We start from the raw sequence: 23,737 nt of genomic DNA on the forward strand, positions 1-23,737 counted from the left end.
GCATCGTAATAAGTGCGAGAAGCTAACTTAATTATTAGGCTATAAAAAAAGCGACCCTAAGGCCGCTTCTATTACTTTATATTTCTATAATCGTCACTCTAGTGGTGAGGCTTACTCTGAACACTGCTCAATAATAAGCGTACCTACATCAGCGCCTTGTGACGGGTTTGCTTCATTCAATGTTAATTTGAAGCTGTATGTCCCTGCCGATAGATTTGCTGAGTTATTGTCAATACCACCATCGTTGTAAGCAACAACATGTTCCGTGCCCACTGCCAAGTTTGCCGTTTCAACACCACCTGATGAATTTGGGACCCACAATTGTGTTGCCCAATCACCGTCACTAGATGCCAATTTAAACTGCATATTGCCATCAAAACTAGCCACGGCTTGGTAAATGTTATTACCTTTGTATTTAAGTTGGTAATCGCTTACTGCGTTCCAACCTGAATGGTCACCTTTAACATATAGGCTGCCATCACCAGCAATATCAAATGGCGCAACATCCGCTGAATCAGCCAAGCTACAGGAAACTAATAGGTTTCCTAACGTGATTGATAATACTGGCGTTGCAGCTTCAACATTTAACGTTACGTTATATGACGCTGATTGAGTAACGGTAATACCAAAGTTTTCTGTTGTACCTTCAATAACTGTAAGTGACTCAGAATCAATTGAAACATCGGCAAATGCTAGGTTTTCAGTCGCTAATGTTGCATCGCCAATATTAAACTCATAACTACCTGCATCTAAAGTAATTGAACCAGAGTAAACACCACGTCCATCGTACTCAAAAGCAGCAAAGCTTCCTGATGTAATACCTTCAACACCCATAATAGTGTCGTTGTACGGTGATGCAATTTTGTCTGGGTCAGTGGCTAAGCCCGGCCCTTGAGCACCCGCTTGTGCTTTTACAAAAACCGCAATAGTGTGAGCCGGAACAGTAAACGTTCCTTCTGTTGCGGTTTCAGCAAAGCTTGCACTACGAACAACCGTATCGTCTGAATTTAGCTGTGTATCATGTAATTTAAATCCGCTTGCTGTTTTCACTGAGTGACTTTGAGAAGCATCCGTTGCATTTACTACAACTACAATTGCATCAACACTATCATCTATATCTGAAACACCATTGCCATCGTCAATGCTCATAACAATTAAGCCAGGCGTTTGGCTTGGTCCAGTGTTATGGAAACCGACTCGATTAATAACGTCCTGCTCAGTGGTTAAACTGAATAGAGGACTGGCCGCTCTAATACTCAAAAACTCTTTGAATACCGAGCTAGAAAGCTGAATGTCAGACATCGCAACTGCTGCGTTAGCATTGGCGCTTTGCGCTACGTTATATTGAGCATCTCTTTCAATTGGTAAGCCCACATTCCAGTTATTACTTTCATTGGTGTAATCAACAAAGTTGAACCAATCGCCTGAATCATAAGTGTTACGATCCATTGATTTAGAACGAATTTTATCAACACCTAATTGGAAAAATGGAATACCTTGGCTCATTAACGGAATAGCCGCTGATAACATGTGCACTCGCGTTCGAGTCGCCGCTGTTGTATCCGCATTAAAGTTATATTGCAGGTAATCATACAGCGTTTCGTTATCATGTTTTGAAACGTAGTTGATAATGTCAGCTGGGTCTAGCGCGTAAGAAGACTTGTCATAAACAATGCCTTTTTTAGTCACGCCTGACTGATCTTCTAATTCATAGTTTTGTAACGTGCCTGCTAATCCTAATCGAATATGATCAGACTTGGTTAAGTTGCCCTGCCCCAAACCTTGTTCACGAATTGAGTCTCGTGGACGGTCGTTAAAGGTACCAATCTCTGAATCTGCTAGGTTGTACTGAGTCGCCTGTTTAAACAAACGGTCATTCGCTACTTCACCTAAGTTCCAACCTTCACCATAAAAGTAAGTATCGGCGTCGATTGCCGCAACGGCTGCACGGCTATCAAGCATCAACTGTGAAGGTAAGTGTCCCATTACGTCAAAACGGAAACCGTCTAAACCATAATGCTCAGCCCAATGAACCACAGAGTCCACTACAAACTTGTCCATCATTTTGTGTTCAGTGGCAATGTTGTCGCAGCAAGTAGAAGTTTCGATTAGACCTGTCACTTCGTTATAACGATGGTAATAACCAGGTACAACTTTATCGAATACTGAATTGTCATAAACACCCGAGGCGCTAGTATGGTTATAAACAACGTCTAAAATAACTCGAAGACCAGTATCATGCAGTGCTAATACCATTTCACGGAATTCTTTTATTCTTGCAACGCCTTCAGGAGTAGAAGCATAACTACCTTCAACCACGTTAAAATGGTGAGGGTCGTAACCCCAGTTGAAACCATCAAAGCCACTCATACTCTCCACTAAGTTTTTAGCGTCTTCCGTAGCAGAGTCATAACTTTTTAATACATCCATCAGCGTGTCTGAATCTAACTCAACACCACATACAGGTGCCTTGTTATTTTTTGCGCATAACTCTTCAACTGTATTGGTTAAGTCAATGCGATTAGACGCATCTTCTTCAATAGTGGCAATGTCATTTGCTGGTAACATATGGAAGTGAGTAACACCTGCATCTGTTAATTCTGACAAGTACGTCATTGCATCAGAACCAGACTCAGTAAAGGCTTTATATTTACCACGATTAGCAACGGTCGTATTTTCATCACGAATACTAAAGTCTCTGATATGAGCTTCTAGTAAGACGCCCTGCTCAGGATATTCAACGGTAGGAGCAACGTGCCCAACCCAACCTGCTGGATACAAATCAGCATCGGTCATATTCACAAACTGAGAGTAGCGGCCATTAGTCGATGTATTCACTGAATAAGGGTCTGTTGACCACAAAGTTTCAACTTGCTTTGTTAAAGGATGATAAACCTTAGTTGATAATCGGTAATACAAACGGTCGTAACTCATTGAGCTATCGGTTTCAAAATGCCAAATACCAGTTTCAGTATTTTCAGTCATTACATGCGATTCAACTAGCTCTTTGCTGGCATTAAATACATCTAGTTTTAACTCTTGCGAACTTGGCGCCCAAACATTGAGCTCAATATTACCACTGGCATTATAAAACAGCCCTAAGCGCTGCTCATCAGCATCATCGCTGCCTGAGGTGTAAATATCGTCAAAGGCTTTTGCAAACTGAACATAAGTCGCAGACTCTGGCTCGTCATTGCTATAAAATGAAGCAAGTACTAACTGACTTTTTACTAACTCTTGTTGTTGTGCGTCAGTTGCACTAAACGAGTAGGCTTGCCACGTTGATAAGTGTGGAACTACTTCCTCAAGGCTTTCAGGGAAGTCTACTTTCGTTAACGTTAGGCTATTAGTAGTAGAAAAGCTGTTATCTAAACTGCCGTCCATTGACCACAATAGTTTTACATTATCGCTGGTGCCATTCCAAACAATGGTATTTTCATTGACCCAATGAGCTGACGCGTTTTGAATTTGAAAAGGAGCTTCCAAAGACACATCTTCAGGCGCGGTAAATACACCTACACCAGAAACAACAAATGACCACCTATCATCTTCTAAAACTAGCTTTTGATCCGTATCAGGATCTTTATTATCGCCATTATGAATAATGAAGTTTGCGCAGGTTGCGCCGGCCTTTGTATCAAATAACCAAACCGCACCATAGTTTTCATCTGTATCCGTTGGCGCTAATCCGGCAGTCCATTCAGTACCTGTAGCTCCAGTAGAGCCAGGTGATTCAAATTGAGCGTACCCATCGCAAGTCTCATCATTCCAAGCGTGCAGCGCAAACCCAGTGTAGTCACCATCATCACGGTAATAATAAATGGCACCCTGTGAATCTGTTGGTTTTAAAGATGGAGCAGGAACGTTTACTACGGCTTCAGTCACAGTAACAGCTACCGTTAATGACACAGACTTGCTCGGAGAGCCGTCATCTGTCGCCGTTATCGTCATTTGATAATTAGCGGAATCACTTGCCAACAATTTAGATGTATCAGTAACGCTGACAACACCTGTACTGGCGTCAATGGTGAAAGCAGCTTTAGGATCAGCAAGCGCATAAGTAATGGTATCACCGTCCGCGTCGTTAGCAGCGGCGGTATAGACAACCGTGCTATTCGCTATGCCTTGTTCAACACTTAATGACGCTAGAGAAGTAAATACTGGGGCTGAGTTTTCAGGCTCCACGGTTGGAGTTATACAGGCATTTTTTGCATCGTTTAAAACTTTAGGTGCCGTACACTGTAATGGAGAGACATCGTCGCTGCCGCCTCCACCACCGCCGCAAGCGGTTAACGCAACTGACACTGCCGAAAGCAGCATAGTGCGATTGAGCCATGACTTATTTGACATTTTGTATTCCTGTTGATTTTATTCTTTATTATTATTTAGTAGGCGTATCTATTTTTATTGCCCTACTATAAAAAGAACGAGGTCAACTATCTGTTGAATACGTATGTAAATTATTTATTTGCGTTGAGTGCCTTTTCCAGCTCGTTGAGGTTATCAGCCACTACTTTATTTTTAGGATCTATCTTTTTAACTTCCAAAAGCCAGTGCTTAGCTTGCTTCAGATTCTTAAGTTCTGCATTCGCATGTGCCATGGCCAACATCGCATTAATATAGTTTGGCTTATGTTTTAATGAACGACTCAAATAGCGAATGGCCTGCGCCGATTGTTTACTATAAATCAAAGCGCTGCCCGCTTGAAAAGCAAACTCCGCATTATAAGGCATAGCGTCTGACATCAATTTTGCAGCCTTTGCCAATTGTTTAGGTTGCTTGTTTTTATTGGCTAGCTCAAGCTCTGCTTGTGCCACATCAAGCCAACTTATTTTATTTTGAACCATCTTTAAGCCCATTCGTTCTGCCGCATTCGTTACTGGTGGTAAGCGCTTAGAAGTAGGCTCTGAAGTAAATGGATAATCCGCCATTAAACCCGCAATGGCTGCATGACCTTTATATATTTCCGCATCAAAAATTGGCAACTCACTTTGCGCTGCAAAACGCCCTACTTTATTAACTACCTTTGGTAGCTGAGGCGAAGTAACTAACGATTCATAAAACGTATTGGAAATCTCAAAATACCCTTTAATGGTTGGGTGCAAATGTTCTAGCATTAGGCTTCTACCAATAATGCCGTGCTCTGCCACCTTGGTTAAATTGCGCTCTGCATCTACTAAGGTGACATTTTCATCCGCCGCTAATTGCCTAATTATCTGGTTCATTTCAAGCGGTGCTCTAAATCTCAGTAAGTCATGCTGGCGAGCCAACTCAAAATTCAATTTTGCTTTACTAAACTGTTTTTGGCTTAGTTGCGCTTTTCCAAGTAAAAAGTATGCTTGAGCGCTGCTGTATTTAGTCGCTTGTTTTTCAATAATACTTTGCTCAATAGCCGACCACTGCTCAGGCGACTTGCGCAACATTGGTAAAAACTCGTCCTCAATATGCGTTGACTCAAATGGTGGTTGGTCTGCTAAATTACTGGCGATAGTACTCAAAAACACAGGTATTCCCGCTCGCTTATATTTATCTAATAGCAATGTCATGTTGCCATTAAACTGTTCAAGACCAGCACTAAATAACGGATTATTAATATCGATATTGCGATGTTTTGCCACTTTCGCCATTACCGTCCGTGATTGTCTATCGGCACTGTTTTTTATGTCGTTGTTGGCACTCGTTAAGCCGTCGTAAGCACTTTGCATTAATTGAAATAATCGAAGATTTTTAAGTTTAAGAAACATCAAATTCGCACTTCTTGAACTGTACGCCGAATAAGTAGAGCCTACGCCCATGATGCCTAAAAACTCGTTGTGTCCCGCGTAAATAAGCACTGCGTCCGGCTTTTGATCAATAATCTCATCGGCAAAGTCCAACAAGGTATAACTATTTACTGCAGATAAAGCGGTGTTAATAACTTCCACTTCTCTATTTGGGTAAGATTGTTTTAACCGATAATCCAGCATACCAGCGATTGACGCTCCAAAGCCATAAGGGAAACCGGCTGCCGTTGAACCACCTTGTACAAAAATTCTTAATCCATCTTTTGGTTTTTCAGCTAAAAAGAAGTTAGTTTCAATTGTCACGTCAGGACCAGCTGAAGGATCGGAAAAATATCGCGAAACAACGTCAGGTTTAGGTAATAAGTAACTTGGCGCTTGCGGATTATTTATAAATAGAGGCACACTTTGGCCAAAACCTACACCACGTAAAACTAACTCTAACAGTAATAAAATAACAAATGGTAGCAAAACGGTAATCGTTCTAAATAACCAAACTTTTGACGACGATGATTCCATTTTTACTCCGATGACTGCTGTAATTTTTTATAGGCGGACTTTGCTGACTCTACTTTTTGCAAAAAGAAAGTCACCCGTGCCATGTCTTTTGTTGTTTTTTTCACGTCATTTAATATCAACAAACTCGCATCAAATTCGTTTGCCAAAAATAAATCAAACGCTAAGTTCATTTTATACTTCTCAGAATCTGGCTCTAGTCTAAGTGCCTGGTTTTGATGATACCTAGCTAAACCCAATTGATTTGATTGTCTAAATAACTTGGCCGCCGTGTTATGACTCTCTGCTGAAACAGTTACGGCATCAGCAATAATACCGGCTACTTTTGCAGCCTCCGCTAAGTTGTTTTTCTGCATATATAATCTTAAAAGAGACTGTTGCAGTAATAACCAATTGTCACCTTTTAGGCGCTTTAACAAAATCTGCTCCAATGCAGATCCCGGCACAAATTTAGGCATTATTTTGGGTGTATCGGTAAATGGATAACCATTGATTAAACTGGCAATTTTTAATTCCGCATATTTTTCATTTAGCTCACTGATAGGCGACCAAAAAAGCGCATCAGCCTCGGAAAGCTCATTTTCAGGCTTGCCTAGAGTTTCCGTTATATTCTGGTAAAAGGCATCCGCTAATAAAAAGTAACCAAGCTTAGTGGGGTGGACGTGTTCTAACAACAATGTGTGATCTAGTATTTTATTGTTACTCGACTGCTCAAAACGGCCGTAAACATCAACTAGCGTTGCACCGTATTGCTTGGCTTTGTTTTCAATCATTGAGTTAAATGCACTTGGTGCTCTAAAACGTAATTGGTCGTCGTCCTTTGCGTTCACATAACCTTGTTTTGCGGCGTCATAATTTTCACTATCAAAATCACTTTGTGCATTCGAATAAAGATTGGAGTCACTGGCAGCAAACGGCGTTAAACCTCGTTCAATACTAACTAAATTACCAATCAAAACCGGAATATCAGCTTCTTGATAATTGCTCAGCAACATATCAAGGTTACCGCTAAACTGCTCCAGCCCCTGATTATAAATATCGCCATTTAGTTCAATCAGTTGGCCCTTAGCCGCCTGTGCCATCACAGAACGTGACTCCGAGCCCGTCTCTTTTTCTGATGTTAATGAGTTTGATTTAATATCGCCTGAATTGTTTTTGTCTCCCTCAAGCACCAGCTGAGCGTAGGTGGACTCTAGTAACTTAAATAAACGCAGCGACTTTAGTTTTAAATATATCAGTGTTGCACTGTAACTACTTTGCGATCCCATAACAGAACCCGCGCCTAACACACCTAAATATTCATTGTGACCTGAGTAAATGAGAACTAGATCAGGCTCTAGCTCTATTATTTCGTCTTGAATGTCTACTAAGGTAAACGTGTTAACCGCCGCCATCGCGGTATTTATAATTTCAATATTCTTGTCTGGATAAGCTGTTTTTAAACGTTGTTGCAACATGCCATGCAACGAGCCAAATCGACCAAAAGGAAAGCCTGCTGCTGTTGAGCCACCTTGGATAACAATTCGAAATGTGTCATTGCTTTTCTTTTTACTAAAGTAAACCGTATCTGGGCTGACATTAGGGGCGAGCTCTGGTGATGAGAGATATCGATGAATAAGGTTTGGATTTGGCTGCAGGTATTCACTTGTTTCACCTGACGGCTCTTGCAAACTGCTATTAACGCTCTTAGGAGCTGAAATAAACAAGGGCTCTTGAACACCATAGTTCAATACTCTTAATACCATTTCCGCAGCAATAAACACCACAATAGGAATAAGGATAGCAATAAAATAAAAGAGAGGTTTTGCTGCTTTAACGGCCTTGTTTGAATTCACTAAAAACACTCGTTTGTTAAGGTGAGAAAAATACCAGAATTAACCTGTAACGTTATCCAATTGACACTATTCCCGCAAGCGTAAAATGCTATATACTGCTTAAAAATGTCACGATTTAATAAGATGACTTATAGAGGAATTTTGGGGTTTAATGAGTACACGTATTTTAGGAATTTCTGCGTATTACCACGACAGCGCAGCGGCACTGATTGTAGATGGTAAAATAGTAGCTGCGGCTCAAGAAGAGCGCTTTACTAGACTTAAGCATGACCCTAGTTTTCCAGCACAAGCCATTAATTACTGCCTGGCTGAAGGCAATTTAAAACTAGCCGATATCGACGCCATTATCTTTTATGACAAGCCATTACTTAAGTTTGAGCGCTTACTAGAAACTTATCTTGCGAATGCGCCTCGCGGCATCAGATCTTTCATTAGAGCCATGCCCATTTGGCTAAAAGAAAAACTGTACCTGAAGACCGTTTTAAGACGTGAATTTAGACAATTAGCTGAAATCGACAAAAAAGCCCCAATACCTAAACTTCTTTTTTCAGAACACCATTTATCGCATGCTGGTTCGGCCTACTTCCCATCGCCATATGAGGATGCCTCAGTGCTTTGCCTTGATGGTGTTGGAGAATGGGCAACGTCCACCGCTTGGAAAGGAAATGGAAATCAATTAACGCCTTTATGGGAAATTCAATTCCCACATTCCCTTGGCCTACTCTATTCCGCGTTTACTTATTACTGCGGGTTTAAAGTTAATTCTGGTGAATATAAATTAATGGGTTTAGCGCCATACGGCGAACCTAAATACGTTGATATCATTTTAGAGAAGCTTGTAACCTTGCACGATGACGGCAGCTTTCATTTAGATATGAGTTATTTTGATTTTGCCGTTGGCAGCACCATGACAAATAGTAAGTTTGCTGACTTATTTGGCGGGCCGCGCCAACCTGATGATGCAGAAGTAACACAAAAACAAATGGACCTAGCGCGCTCTATCCAAGTGGTAACGGAAGAAATTGTTCTAAAAATAGTAAAGCATTTATATACCTTGGCGCCAAGTGACAACCTCTGTCTAGCGGGCGGTGTAGCTTTAAACTGTGTATCAAACGGTCGCTTATTACGTGAAGGTCCATATAAAAACATTTGGATTCAACCTGCTGCAGGTGATGCCGGTGGCGCACTCGGCGCTGGTTTAGTGGCTTATCATCATTACTTTGACGGCAAAAGAAGCGTCAACAAAAACCAAGACAGTCAACAAGGAAGCTATTTAGGCCCGGCATATAGCAATGAAGATGTGCTTAGTGCGGTCAAAGAGAAAGGTTTAACCGCTCATGTCCAAGAGGATTTGTATTCTTTTGCAGCCAACCTATTGAAACAAGGCAATGTAGTGGGATGGTTTCAGGGCCGCATGGAGTTTGGACCCAGGGCGCTTGGTAACCGAAGCATTATTGGCGATCCCCGCAATACAAAAATGCAGAGCACCATGAACTTAAAAATCAAATATCGCGAATCATTTAGGCCTTTTGCTCCAGCAGTGTTAGCAGAAGACGTTAGTGAATACTTTGAGCACGAATGCGCAAGCCCATACATGCTGTTAGTGGCCAATGTTAAAAAGGCACTTCGACTACAAACTGACGAGTCCTTGTTTGGCATTGATAAGCTATTACAGCAACGATCTACTTTACCTGCCATTACACACGTAGATTATTCAGCACGAATTCAAACGGTACACGCTGAATCTAATCCTGAATTTCATGCTCTCATTTCCGCTTTTAAAGAAAAAACAGACTGTGCAGTCGTTGTGAATACCAGCTTTAACGTGCGCGGTGAGCCACCAGTTTGTTCTCCTGCTGATGCTATTCGCTGCTTTTTGGCAACGGAAATGGATTACTTAGTCATGAATAATGTAGTGCTTAAAAAAGCTGATCAGCCAGAATTCGCCATTGCTTTGGCAAAACAGACCAAATTTGACAGAGACTAAGCCTGAATAGAACTTAAAGGGACTCACACAAGGAGTCACAACTAGATTATGAAAATTAATAAATCGAATTTAACGCAACACAAAAGCAAGCCTGCAGTACCCGAACTGAAAGAGTTTGCGTTAACCATAAGCTGGGCGTTTCCACTGTTTTTTTCAGTGATACTACCTTGGTTATTTAGTTATGCACGGCAGGTTTGGCCTTTGATAATTAGCTTAGTATTAATGAGCTTATATTTGGTGAAGCCGGCGTGGTTATGGCTACCGCATCGTATTTGGATGACTATTGCAGGGGCTATTGGTTGGTTTAATACTCGTATTATTTTAGGACTATGCTTTTATCTTTTAATTGCGCCTATTGGCTTTATTTTAAGGATTTTTGGCAAGCTTCAATACCAAAACTCAATTAGCCAAAAATCAAGTCAAAACGCCCCTTCTAATTACGTAAAGGTTGAGGCAAAATCAGATAAAAAGAACCTGGAGTATCCTTTTTAATGTTGGAATTTATGTCAGACCTATGGGCGTTTTTACGCGTCCGTAAAAAGATTTGGTTATTACCGATTATTGTTATTTTAAGTCTATTAGGTGGACTTGTTGTTGCTACTCAGCAAAGTGCATTAGCAAGCTTCATTTACACCTTATTTTAAGAAAGGTGTTTTAAGACGCTATTTTAGCGTACTGCTTGAGCTAAATGACACTCGCGATAATAATGTAAGCCTATGAATAAACCCATGGGCTTTTTATTGCCTACTGCTTAGGTTTTCGCCCTCCAAAAGAAACAGCTGTATAACGAACGAATATAAAACTCGAGCAATAAAAAACCCAGCCGAAGCTGGGTTTTGAAAAAGTACTTTAATTGTTGAAGCTTAAATTACTCTTCTACTGCTGTAATAACCAATGACTTGGTTGCATTATCAAAAGAGAAATAATACTTACCCGCTGGGTAATTAAAGTTTAAGTTTTGTGAATCATTTCCGTCTACTAACGTAATAGGTTGACCTAAAACGATTGTACTTTCACCAGAGTCAGCTTGAGCTGGACTCGCACCATAGTTAACCCCAAATGCACCGCCCCAATCAGCATCAGCAATTTTAAACGAACCAGGGCCTGTTGTGGTTAGTGTTTCAGCGAAGATATTACCGCCTTCCTCATCACTCTCAGCATCTACTGGTTTAAAGTTTAAACGCATAGTTTCGTCAGCTGCCCAATCACCAGCTCCATATATACCACCGCGAATATATATCGGAGCTTCATCGACTTTAAGCACTGGCTTACCAGGCGCTGCAAATGAAATTGAGAAGGCATATACAGTAGAGTTTGTTGTCGTTACAAACATATCACCGTCGCCACGAATTGCTTCACCGTCTGAAGAGAAGATAAAGTCTGAGCCCCCTTTGTTGACTGCGCCCCAACTTGCATCTGCAATCTTAAACTTGTGATTTTCGCTTGCTTCTAGACCAATGATAGTTGTGTAAGTACGACTATCTTTGTCGTATTTAACTTCATCTATTTCATTAGCGCCCCATCCATTCATTGAGCCACGAAGGTATACAGGATCTTCACCATAAGGTGCAGCTTGCTCAACCTTTAGAGTAGGGTTTTCAGAATCAGATAAGTCTAACGTGAAGTCGAACTTGCCATTTTCAAGAATTGTCAAAGAGAGTGCATCAGATCCTTCTGCCAAGTCGATTACCACTGAGTATGTAATATCAGTTTCACCGCCAGTTGCAGCGCCATATGCTAAATCGCCACCTACCAATAAATCGGTAATTGTTAGTGAGTAAGTTTGGGCTGTAAGTTCAAGTCGAGCTTTGTAAACACTGTTGCTAGTTAAGTCTAGTTGCGTTTCAGTATCGCCAATTTTTACCGCTGGCAATGCTTGAATTGCTATTTGATCGACCTTAAGAGTTGCCTCTGAAGGAGTTGTTGCATCAAATGTAAATTGGTAAACACTTGTATCTTGCATCTTGATACCGATGTCTTGCCCAACGCCTTCGCCTGCTGTAAGTGGTTTAGGGTTTCCACCTACTTCTAACGCATCACCGCCTGAAACACCGCCATAAGAAGCTGGTTCAGACCAGTCTGCATCAGCTATCTTAAATACATAGCTAGTAACACAATCTTCTGTACAAACGAAATCACCATGATTAGCACCCGCTGCGAATGTAATTTTACTTCCAGCAGCTAAGTCTATCATCAGGTTTTCAACAGTAGGTACTTCAGCACTTTCAGGAAGGACAACTTTATTTTCATTTTCTGCAAATACAACTTCTGTACCGTCAGCTAAAATTAATGTCGCACCAGTAGGAATGCTATTTAAATCAAGTTCAAAGTCGATTTCTTTGCCATCGTCATCAACCGGTTGCTCGAAGGTAATTGTAGCTCCAGCTTCAACAGTTATCTCAACTGAAGTTTCAGAAGCAAATTCTAAAGTTGCATCTTCAGGGTGTTCACCATATTCAAACATCTTGTGATATTTACCAGGTGATGTTTGTTGGAATTCCTGGCCGTCAGTTGGATTACCCCAACCGTTGAACCCACCACGTAATAAGAATGTAGTTTCTTCAGGATCAAATTCCGCAACACATTTAGAAGCGATATCAACTTGGCCTGCACCAACTGCATACGTACCTTCAGGACAATTTTCAATAACTTGACCTAAACATGCTTCACCCGCTTCATCCAATGATGTACCCCAACCACATGACTTTCCGCCAGCAGCTGCACCAAAATATGGATGTTGGTTAGCTAAATAAGCGCCATCTAGTACATTCGGAGTGAAACCTTCCTGGAAGAATGACATTTTGTTCAAGTTGTGGAATACAACATCGCCTGATTTACCAAGTGGAACCATTGCATCGTTTTGAGTAACTTGTTTATCGCCACCCTTTTGATAAACGATCATGTTACCGCACGAGTCGTGACTTTCTTGAAGATCAAGAATCCAGTACATACCGTAGTTATCATCGATTCCAGAATGAGCTAAACCAGAACCCCAAGTTGTTGTTGACGTTTCTTCATTGTAGGCGGTGCAGTTAGAGTCGTTCCACACATGGATAGTGATATCAGTATAGTTACTCTCAACTTGTTCTCCGTTTTTACGATAGAACATCACAGCTTTACCAGAATCAGACGCTACTTGCGCAGCTTCAGCTACAGCTGGCGCATCTTCAATTGGATTTTCTTCAGGGATAATACAGTTGTATTTACCAGACTCATCAACCATTTGGTAATTAGGGCAATCTGTAGGCGGTGTGTAACACGCTTCTTCGCCGTTATTAGAGGCAGATAGTGCTAATTCCAAACCTAGTGCCGCTTTGGGTAGGCGCTGAGAATTACCTAGGTAATCTGTATATGGGACAGTTTCAAACCAAGCGTCAAACCAAGTATCAAAATCGTCACCGAAAATAACGTCTTGTTTTTGATCAATCTTAAACTGACGAGCTTCTTCTTTGGCAACAAGTCGACGAGCTTCTTCTTCTTTCGTCAAACCCAGTGTTTGGTATAGGTCATAAGTACCGTAATCAAACTCATAGGCATTAAACGAAGATCTAAAAGTTTCTTTTTCAGTGTCACTGAATGTATTGTCAGGATCGGCAATAGATAACGCAACAGTCTTAAGTGCAGCCACTTCAGTTTCTGTTAACGGATGAAAATCAGCATCTACGGTTTGAACGATATCTGGTAATTTACACCAAAGACCTGTATTTGATTCTGCATCAAAGACGGTAGTCTTTTGTATCGTCTCTTCCTCTGTACCACAACCACTTAAGACTGTAGCTGTCGCTAATGCAGCAAGCGACAAAGGCTTTAACTTAAAATTCATAGGAAATAACTCCAATTAACTAGTGTTTTAGTTTTTAGGTGCTATTTAAAGTATGTTGTCCACCCGCTCACGGCTTAATAGCGAGGTGTAGGTAATTGATTAACCCTGTTAATATTTATTATAATGTTGTGATTGGTGTTGCCTGGTCACAACCTTTTAATTACCGGTCCGAAAAACGTTGATTGCAATACACTCAACCTGCCAAATTTAAACAACCCCCGAGCCTTTGTATATACTGTTATATATGCACCCTGCATGAATACGTATGCGTACCAATGGGCGCTTGTATATTTATTAACAACTCTTTATCTTTGCATACGTTGCCAAAAAAAATAAACGTTATATAAGTGTATATAAACGCTATTAAAGTGAATTGTTTAGTCCGATAAGCGAAATCACACTCTTCAAAAACATAACAACAACTTGTTTTGAGGAACACACATGAAAAAGTTCAAGCCAAGTGCGCTTACGCTAGCTTTAATGCTGGGCGGCGTCACTATCGCTTCGATGCCATCTTTTGCGGTAGAAGAAACCGACAAAGAAAAAAAGGCAATTGCTGAAGCAAAAGCTAAAGCAGAAGCAGAAAAAGAATCAAATGTTGAAGTAATCGAAGTTCGCGGTTTCCGACGCAGCCTTATCAAATCTCTAAATACAAAACGATATTCAGATACCGTAGTAGAAGCCGTATCAGCCGATGATATGGGCGCACTTCCAGACGTGTCTATCGCCGATGCAATTTCTCGACTACCAGGTGTTACTGCTGTTCGTTCAGGCGGTCAGTCTAGTGAATTAAACATTCGTGGTATGTCAGGCGGTTTTGTATTTGCAACCCTAAACGGCCGTGAAGTAGTTACAGACCAAGGTGGACGTTCTGTTCAGTTTGATCAATATCCATCAGAATTAATTAATCAAGTTCAAGTATATAAGTCTCAAAAAGCGTCTTTAGTTGAAGGCGGTGTTGCAGGTTCTATTGAACTTCAAACAGCTGACGCTCTAGATAACGAAGAACAACACACGTTCGCAATACAAACTAAAATGAGTTACAACGACTCAGCAGATGAGCATCCAGATGCAGATCCGCTAGGCAATCGTTTTAGTGTGGCTTACCAAGGTAAGTTCATGGACGATACGGTTGGCGTATCTCTAGGTTACGCTCGTTTGCAACAACCTCGTATTTCTACCCAGTTTGTTAATTATCAACCTCGTTTAGGCGTATTACCTTTTGACGGCGCGCAAGATGGCGGTTTAACGCTTCCAACTTACGATGAAAATGGCGTTCAAGACGGTACAGAGTCTGGTAATTATATCGTTCCTCAAGGCTTCGAGTTAATGGCTCGTGGTGGTGAAGAGCTTCGTCAAGGTTTAATGGGCTCTATCTCATTTAGACCAAATGATTCTTTAACGATTAAAGCCGATGGTTTTTATTCTAAATTTGACTCTGAAGGCATTGACCGTGGTTACCGCGTAAATGGTATCGGTTCAATTTTAGATGGCTCTTCAATTGATTTTGAAAACCCAATTTTAGCCGGCGAAAATGGTGAATACATAGTTGGTGGTACTTATTATCGTGACCGTGGCGATGTAAATGACAACCCTCCATACCCTCGTTTTAGCAATACACTAACATTGCAAACTCAAGCAGATGACAACACGACAGAAAGTGAAGTTATGTCATTTGGCGTAAATGCAGAATGGATTGTTAATGATAATTTAGTTATCGATTTTGACCTTGCTCACTCAGAAGGTGAATCTGATTACCGCGATGAAGTAATGCGTTTAGCAATATTTCAAGATGCGTCAGCAATGAACCCAGTAGTAACAGATGACATTGTTGTTAACATTGAGACAAATGGTTTAGATTTACCTAATCTTTCTTTTAATCCTGATGTTATGAATGCACTAACTGACCCTAACCGTATGATGGTTGGTTCTTTAGAGAAATATCCGCATTTAGAAAAGAATGAGTCAAACTCAGCACGAGTTGATTTCAAATATACGCTAGACAGCGATCATATTTCTTCAGTTGAAGCTGGTGTGCGTTGGGCTGACCGTAAATACAAGAGTGCGCGTAAGGCATACAACTACGCAGATATTGCGGGTTACGGTGTAAACTTACGTAACGGTAACTATGTATTAGGTTACGACGAAAACGGTCAACCAATCGAAAGCGAGACATTCCGTCCTTACCAGTTACAAGAAGGTGATTACGAAATTGTTCAGCTAGAAGGCGACTTTGCAAACTTCCCTGCATTTATTTCTGTAGATAACAGCTACATTGAAGGCTTGTGGTTAGGAAGCGAAGATACACAAGCTCGTAAAGACTGGCGTTATGACTGGACTATTTGGCAAGAAAGTGAAATTAAAGAAGAAACACTTGCTGCATATTTCCAAGCTAATCTAGATACTGAAGTATTTGGTTTGCCAATGACTGGTAATATTGGTGTACGTGTTATTCACACTGACCAACAGGCTATCGGTGTTGAAGATCCGGTTATTAAAAATGACGGTGACCCAATTACAGATGACTTTGGCGTAACTAGAACAGTTTATAAACATACTACTTTAGGTATTGATTATACTGACGTATTGCCATCTATTAACTTAAACTTCCAGTTAACAGATCAAGATCAGCTTCGTTTTGCAGCTGCAAAAGTTATGTCTCGTCCTAATATGGCTGACATGGCCGTAAGCGGAGCATGGTCTTACAATACAGATGAATTTGATGAGTCTGTAAAAGAAGCTGACTTAAATCGTGATACTTCACCTGAAGTACGCCCGTTTTATGCAACTCAGTTTGACCTATCTTTAGAGCACTATTTTGAAGACACTGATGGCGCAATTATCTTTGCTCTTTATTATAAAGACATTGAAAACTTCCCTGAGAAAGTAACTATTCAAGACTACAACTTTGAAGCCGACGGTATTACTGCCCCAACGGTAGATAATAATGGCGTTCCAGTTGTTTCAGGTGATTACTCTGTATTGCTAAATAACGGTAAAGGCGGTTACTTCCGCGGTGCTGAAATTGCATATACGCAAACATTCAGTTTCCTACCTGACTTATGGCAAGGTTTAGGGGTAGCAGCTAGCTTCTCTTACACAGACAGTGAAGTAACGTCTGAGTTTGAAGCGGTATCTGGTTTAGGTGATGAAACAACACCTTACCCATTCCTTTCACCTCGTGTTTGGTCTGCAACGGTATTTTATGATTACGACGATACGTTCTCGACTCGTGTAAACGCACGTTACCGTGAAGAGTATGTTGGTAACCAAATTGCTATTGGTGATGAGCAAAAAGCTTACTTCGCAGAAGAGCTAGTTGTTGACTTCCAAGCGTCTTACCAATTCACAGAAGAGCTACAAGGTGTATTCTCTGTAAATAACCTTACAGATGAACCTAACCGTTCTTACTTTGGTAATCAGGCAGCTACCGGTACGCTTCAGTACTTTGGTCGCCAATTCTATGTTGGTCTGAACGCTAAGTTCTAACCCAACATTGATTTTTCCCTGAATGAAAACTGTCGCTTATGCGGCAGTTTTTTTATCTGGAGGAAACGTTAAAACCTGTTTATTCTAATTACAAATAATAAGAAACGTTGAAGTTATGTCCGATACCAAAAATAACAACGCTAAAAATATAAAATCAGTTGCCATTGTTGGCGGTGGCAGTGCGGGATGGATGACCGCGTCTATGCTGTCTAAGCAACTTGGTAGCAGTATTCAAATCACGCTAATTGAATCAGAGCAAATCGGTACCATTGGCGTTGGCGAAGCCACGATTCCTCCAATACAGAACTTTAATCGAATTCTTGGAATTGATGAAACTGAATTTTTATCGTCATGCAACGGCAGCATAAAGCTGGCCATCGAGTTTGAAAACTGGACTAAGTTAAATCATAAATACATGCACCCTTTTGGCTCTTTTGCTGTCGACTTTGACTATATGTCTTTTCCTTATTTTTGGCTAAAAGCACGCGCAGAAGGTTATAAACGAGACCTTCAAGAGTTCTCTATTGCCTGGCACCTAGCAAGTAACAATAAATTCCAAAAGCCAAGTACAGACCCACAGTCTCTCGCATCAAAGTTTGATTATGCTTACCATTTTGATGCTGGTAAATACGCACAATTTCTTCGCCAGTATTCTGAAAAAAATGGAGTAGTTCGTAAGGAAGGTAAAATTGTTGATGTCGTAACAAGCGACATAGACGGTTCTATTTCCACTGTTCGTTTAGAAAGTGGCGAGCTAGTAAACGCTGACTTTTTTGTAGATTGCTCAGGACAACAAGCTTTGCTCTTGGGCAAAACACTTAACGTAGAGTTTGAGTCTTGGCATGAACATTTATTAAACGACAGAGCGGTTGCTGTTCAGACCGCTCACATGTCCCAGCTTAAACCTTACACCCGATCGATAGCTCATCATGCGGGTTGGCAATGGCGAATTCCATTACAAACAAGAATGGGTAACGGCAATGTTTATGCTAGTGAATTTATGCAGCAAGATGAAGCTGAAAAACTTTTATTAGATACCGTTGAAGGGCCAACATTAACTGAGCCAAATCATATTAAATTTAGAACTGGTAAACGGGCGAAATTTTGGCATAAAAACTGTGTTGCTATTGGCTTATCCGCTGGGTTTTTAGAGCCATTGGAGTCCACCAGCTTACACCTAATCCAATCAGGTATTATGCGCTTAGTAAGGTTATTCCCTGATTTGTCTATGAGTCCGCTGTTGCAACAAGAATACAATAACTCTACCGCCAAAGAATACGAAGCCATCAAAGACTTTATAATCCTTCACTATAAGGCTACTGAGCGCGACGACAGCGAGTATTGGCGATACTGTAAGAACATGGTTATACCTGATAGCTTAAAATCGCGTATAGAGCTTTACAAGGAGCATGGTCACCTGTCAGTTCATGACAAAGAACTGTTTAAGCAGGACAACTGGATGGCGGTTTTAACTGGCCAACATGTATACCCTGAGTCTGTGGGACCAATATTAGCAGCAAAAAATGAATTGGATTTAACCCGAACGTTAGACAGCATTTATAACAACATGAAAGGGTTGGCTGCCACTGCAACTGGGCACGAAATGTATTTAATGAAAAACGCACCGTTTAAAGGCTAGAGGTTTAAGGGTTTAAGGGTTTAAGGGTTTAAGGGTTTAAGGGTTTAAGGGTTAAACTGTTCCAGAAATAAAAAAGCCAAAGTTTGGGATTTAATATATCCAATACTTTGGCCTTCTGTCTAAATGTGTGAGAGTTCTAATTGTGTGAGTTCTCTATTTGTGTGAGTTTTCTAAATAATTGAAATCTCGAGTTACTTGAACTTACTAAACTCAATGACAAATAAGTCTGTGGTGCCCGGGTAAATATCTCCAATCACAGCCTTCAACTCTGCCAATGTCATGTTTTCCTGCGCGGCATGATCATCAGATAAATCAGCCACGTTTATTGGCGTGACAGACAAAATTTTCAGTGCACAGAACCATCTATTATCTTCAAAGGTAGAAGCTTGAACTTCGCTACCAACCTCAAAATATGACTCTGCAGTGTCTCGAATGGTAATGGTCTTTTTAGCGGTTAAAATATCACTTTCAAAACGCTCAAAGAACGTAATGTCCTTTGGCGCTTTCGTATTGTTAGTCGTATTGTTAGTCATATTGCTTGCGATGCTGTTTGTCATGCTAAGCAGTCTTTCTCAACGGCTGTAATTTCATGTACGTTGCACAGCGCCATAACCACTCTAATGGACCGTAATTAAATACCTTTAACCACAAGCTACTTACAATTGCCTGCGCCGCTATAATTGCAACAACCATTAACATTTGTTCACTTCTTGGGATTTCGCCAAACTGGTTAAAGCCGTAACCATAAAAAATAGTCGATAAAATTACCGAATGCATAATGTAATTAGTCAGTGCCATCTTGCCTAAAGGCGATAGCCAACCAAACCAAGTTTGAAATCTAGGCTTTAGACTTAACAATGCAAAAGTTCCTAAATAACCAGCGCACAATACAAGTTGGCCTATGTAAAACATACTGTTTGCAACCGAATTAATCACCATAGAGTCTTGTCCTGCAGGGTGCATTAATATCATTGCAGGCCCAACACTTAAAACAATACCAAGTGACATACCACCTACAGCCATTACTTTAAAAAACGAATGATGCTCATCAATATTACGCATACGACCACTAGCGACAAGCCAATAACCAACTAAAAACAATGGCAATATAATACCTAATCCAAAGAACAGTGAATTTGGTAGGTTTTTAACCGCGTATTCCCAACGATATTTAGTTATTTCCCAATAACTTTCGTTTTTAAGCGCTTCTTTTTCTCTTTCATATCGATAAGCTTGTTTCTGCTTACCTTCAAATTTATTTAATGCTTTTTCATCCGCTGTTAATTCGCTTGAGTCGTTAACTTCAATATCAGAGTCTTGCGTTTGTACTTCAGAATCTAGCATTAAATCCGACTCTGTATTGTCAACCGCCTCAGAGTTAGTAACTTCACCTTCATCAACCGCAACCATCTCTTCGTCAAATTTGGTCAACTCTTCATATTGCTGTTTAGATAATTCAAAGCTCCCGTCAGCTTTGGCAAGCTCTAACATTCTATTCGTCACGTCCGCAACTTGAACTTCTTCAACCCACATTTCCTTAAGATCATTTTGATCGCTTGTAGCTCCAAATATGGTGCCAACTAATATGGAAATCGAAAGCGGGAATATCATCATAAAGAAGCCAATTTTAGCAAAAACGGCTGGGCGATTTCGTTTAGCTAAACGTTTGGTTCGCATAAGCAAAACAACACCAAGCAGCATCATACCGGCAACGGCGTAGTCGTGAAGTATATCTCCGCCCCAGAAGAACGCCATATGCGCTAAACCAATGATATAAAGCACAAGCATTCGTCTTGAGAACCAAGCTTTAAAAGGTCGGCCAACTTCTTCGGCTCGCAGCAGCATTACCGCAAAGCCCATTCCAAACAGTAATGCAAACAACTTATAAAATTTACCTTGAACAAAAACCATTACTAACCAACTAGAGGCAAAGTCACTGCCTGTTTCGGTAAAGTCAAAGCTCAGAAGTTCTGATATTGGGCGGTTAAACCATTCTATATTCATCAACAGAATACCAATTAATGCAAACCCTCTAAGAAGGTCCATCACGGTTATACGTTGACTGGTTTTGATTGGCGCTAATTCAGAGATTTCACTGGTGGAAGTGTCTGTTGGATTTTTAGATGGCGAAGTGTTCTGGCTTTCCATAATGCTGTGCGGCTCTTCAGTATTTTAATTATTCTTATGTGCACAGAATAACGCCATTCACAAAACATACAAATAATATTTGTTACAAACTATTAGCCAATAGATTTATTCCGCTAAGCAATTTCGGCCTGCTTGCTTAGCTCTATATAAGGCTTCATCGGCTTGTTTTAAAACTTGCTCAAACTCTTTCAGGTTACCTTCTCGTTCAGCAACACCAATACTGATAGTGACATTTACAAATTTAGTTTTGGCCGCTGATTTTTTGCGTGAAGACTTGCCTTGTTTTTTGTCATCTGGGCGATCATCATTTCGAATAGCCATTTGGTAATTTGCAATGTCTTCTCTAACTTGTTCTAAAAACGCTATGGAGTAGCTAACGGATTTATTCGGAAATATAACGGTAAACTCTTCACCACCATAGCGGTAGGCTTTACCGCCACCTTTAACATCGTTTATCTTACTGGCAACAAGCCTGAGCACCTGATCTCCAACATCATGACCGTAGGTATCATTAAACTTTTTAAAATGATCTACATCCATCATAGCGACCGTGTATTTTTTGCCTAAAGATATAGATGATTGTAACAAGGCTCGACGAGCAGCTAAGCCTGTGAGTTCATCAGAAAACGCCATTTGATATGAGTCGGTAAGTACCGCATGAATAATTAGAACACCAAATAAGCAATAGCTAATAATGGTGGTGTAATAGGTGAAATCACCAAATTGAATAACAATCACGCCAAACGCTAAACCCCAAATGCTGGCATTAAGCTGACTTGGTTTCATTATTTGGCGCACAGCCAAAGTGAACAAACACAGTGCTGAAATTATTAGTTCTACCTGAAAGTACGGTGAAAGCTTTGATGCCGAAGACAGCGCTACCACTTGTGAAGACAGGATTTCATTTACGGTAATTGAGTGATTAAAACGATAGTTAATTGCCAGCAGGCCAAATAAAACAAGTATTCTTAGAAGACCGTGACGCCCCCACACTACTTTGTTTTGATCAAAGCTAAAGGCCATCAAAACTACAAGCTGTGAGATAAAAAAGAGACTCGGGTGAAATGAAAAGTAATCTATATTTTCTACTTTCCCACTATTAGCCCAAGCTAACGCTAAAAATAAAACAATATATATGACGCGGGTCTGATTAAACCTAAGTGCTAAAATGATCGTTGCTGCAAATAACAAAAGAGGGGTTTGTAAAATAAGATCTTGCCATGGTGTTAAATCGGCAAAACCCATCTCCACGGCTGAAATTGCGCCTATAAATAACAAAACAGGAAAGGCGATAGCACGAAAGAAGGCTTGTAGAGAATACGACACTTTTAGACCCTATTATTATTTTTGTTTGGATTGTATTAGTAAATATTATGTTAGTGCAAGTCTGTATTTAAGGTAGCACCCATGCACCTAACACAGTCGGCCGCAGTGTACCTGTGATGCTCGGCAATGTAGTCGTTTTATTTTCGAGTCTACACTTCGCCAACCACGCAAATGCCACTGCTTCCATATTATCAGGGCATATCCCTAATTCTGCAGTGCTAATAACGTTCGTATTTGGCAAGTAAACCGCCAGTAAAGTCATTAAAACTTGATTATGCACGCCTCCCCCACATACTGCTAGCGTTTTTGAGCAACCCAATTGTTCCATTGCTAGCTGCACTGATTTGGCAGTTAAATGAGTGAGCGTATTTTGAACATCCACTGCAGCAATATCACCATGCGAGCTTTCATGTAGCGCTAACTTTTGATTTAACCAGGCTTCACTGAATAACTCTTTGCCCGTGCTTTTAGGAAATGGTTGAGAAAAATAAAGCTCGTCTAAAAGAGTATTTAATAATGACTGAGAACACTTCCCTTCTGCTGCCCAACTTCCGTTGTCATCATAATTAAGACCTTTATTTCTATTGATCCAATAATCTAATAGCGTATTTGCAGGCCCGGTATCAAAGCCAATAACCTCTTCCTTGTTTGGCCAAGTCGATACATTGCCTATGCCGCCGAGGTTCAGTACCGATAAATCATGACCAAGGTGCTTAAAGACGTCATAGTGAAACATAGGCACTAATGGCGCACCTTGACCGCCTAACGCAACATCTTTACTTCTGAAGTCATACACCACATTTAAACCTGTCATCACAGCCAAGCGGTGTGCATCAACAATTTGCCAGGTAAAAGGGTTTTCTAAGCTAGGCTCGTGACAGATTGTCACGCCATGAACACCTATCGCCCTAATTAGTTTGGCGTATGGCTTTACGTCTTCAGTCTCTAAAAAAGATTGAATGGCTAGGGCTAAAACCTGAGTGTATTCTTGCTCTAAGGATTTTATGTGGATAAGCGAAGTAATGTCAGCACTAGGTTGGCTGAGCTCAGCTAATTTTGTTTTTAATTCTGAAGAAAGCCTGTTACTAGTACTACTAACAAGCGAAGGCTTATTTTCAAAGTCTACAAGCGCAATATCTATTGCATCAAGGCTTGTACCTGTCATTACACCGATATAATAATCAGGCACGTAGA

At 40.6% G+C, this 23,737-nt stretch carries 13 protein-coding genes; 5 read left to right on the forward strand and 8 right to left on the reverse strand.

Annotation, left to right across the window (positions count from 1 at the left end; translation table 11 throughout):
- Positions 1-111: 111 nt before the first annotated feature.
- The 3 genes from ABD009_RS04190 to ABD009_RS04200 all read right to left on the reverse strand — a co-directional run bounded on the left by ABD009_RS04190 (position 112) and on the right by ABD009_RS04200 (position 8,131).
- Entirely contained in the window at positions 112-4,350 is a 4,239-nt protein-coding gene (locus ABD009_RS04190) for an alpha-1,6-glucosidase domain-containing protein (RefSeq protein ID WP_343822953.1), read from the reverse strand.
- 110 nt (positions 4,351-4,460) lie between these two features.
- A complete protein-coding gene (locus ABD009_RS04195) occupies positions 4,461-6,299 on the reverse strand; it encodes an SGNH/GDSL hydrolase family protein (RefSeq protein WP_343822955.1) in 1,839 nt (612 codons plus the stop codon).
- Positions 6,300-6,301: 2 nt separating this feature from the next.
- Positions 6,302-8,131 (reverse strand): SGNH/GDSL hydrolase family protein, encoded by a 1,830-nt coding sequence (locus ABD009_RS04200; protein ID WP_343822956.1) that lies wholly within the window; start codon positions 8,129-8,131, stop codon positions 6,302-6,304.
- Positions 8,132-8,282: 151 nt separating this feature from the next.
- On the opposite strand from ABD009_RS04200, the gene ABD009_RS04205 reads away from it, so the two are divergent.
- From ABD009_RS04205 to ABD009_RS04215, 3 genes are read left to right on the forward strand one after another with little or no spacing between them, the layout of a single operon-like run.
- Complete coding sequence (locus ABD009_RS04205) at positions 8,283-10,118, forward strand: carbamoyltransferase family protein (protein WP_343822958.1); 1,836 nt, start codon at positions 8,283-8,285, stop codon at positions 10,116-10,118.
- Between the two features lie 48 nt (positions 10,119-10,166).
- Positions 10,167-10,610 (forward strand): SxtJ family membrane protein, encoded by a 444-nt coding sequence (locus tag ABD009_RS04210; RefSeq protein WP_343822960.1) that lies wholly within the window; start codon positions 10,167-10,169, stop codon positions 10,608-10,610.
- A complete protein-coding gene (locus ABD009_RS04215) occupies positions 10,610-10,762 on the forward strand; it encodes a DUF5989 family protein (protein ID WP_230961336.1) in 153 nt (50 codons plus the stop codon). The genes ABD009_RS04210 and ABD009_RS04215 overlap by 1 nt, the downstream gene beginning before the upstream one ends.
- A gap of 224 nt (positions 10,763-10,986) precedes the next feature.
- Here ABD009_RS04215 and ABD009_RS04220 read toward each other — a convergent pair whose 3' ends face one another.
- Positions 10,987-13,941, reverse strand: coding sequence for a pullulanase-associated domain-containing protein (locus ABD009_RS04220; protein ID WP_343822963.1), 2,955 nt, complete (start codon positions 13,939-13,941; stop codon positions 10,987-10,989).
- Between the two features lie 441 nt (positions 13,942-14,382).
- On the opposite strand from ABD009_RS04220, the gene ABD009_RS04225 reads away from it, so the two are divergent.
- Entirely contained in the window at positions 14,383-17,430 is a 3,048-nt protein-coding gene (locus ABD009_RS04225; RefSeq protein ID WP_343822965.1) for a TonB-dependent receptor, read from the forward strand.
- Between the two features lie 115 nt (positions 17,431-17,545).
- On the forward strand, positions 17,546-19,069 hold the full coding sequence (locus ABD009_RS04230) for a tryptophan halogenase family protein (RefSeq protein WP_343822967.1): 1,524 nt from the start codon (positions 17,546-17,548) through the stop codon (positions 19,067-19,069).
- Positions 19,070-19,260: 191 nt separating this feature from the next.
- Here ABD009_RS04230 and yqfB read toward each other — a convergent pair whose 3' ends face one another.
- The 4 genes from yqfB to ABD009_RS04250 form a co-directional block, all read right to left on the reverse strand.
- Positions 19,261-19,602 (reverse strand): N(4)-acetylcytidine aminohydrolase, encoded by a 342-nt coding sequence (yqfB, locus tag ABD009_RS04235; RefSeq protein WP_343823897.1) that lies wholly within the window; start codon positions 19,600-19,602, stop codon positions 19,261-19,263.
- Positions 19,603-19,627: 25 nt separating this feature from the next.
- Complete coding sequence (locus ABD009_RS04240; RefSeq protein ID WP_343822969.1) at positions 19,628-21,217, reverse strand: DUF418 domain-containing protein; 1,590 nt, start codon at positions 21,215-21,217, stop codon at positions 19,628-19,630.
- A 105-nt stretch (positions 21,218-21,322) separates the two neighbouring features.
- On the reverse strand, positions 21,323-22,543 hold the full coding sequence (locus ABD009_RS04245; protein WP_155695544.1) for a GGDEF domain-containing protein: 1,221 nt from the start codon (positions 22,541-22,543) through the stop codon (positions 21,323-21,325).
- Positions 22,544-22,610: 67 nt separating this feature from the next.
- Entirely contained in the window at positions 22,611-23,732 is a 1,122-nt protein-coding gene (locus ABD009_RS04250) for an anhydro-N-acetylmuramic acid kinase (protein WP_343822975.1), read from the reverse strand.
- Between the last annotated feature and the right edge of the window lie 5 nt (positions 23,733-23,737).

It is taken from the genome of Psychrosphaera haliotis (assembly GCF_039523615.1).
Classification (GTDB): domain Bacteria; phylum Pseudomonadota; class Gammaproteobacteria; order Enterobacterales; family Alteromonadaceae; genus Psychrosphaera; species Psychrosphaera haliotis.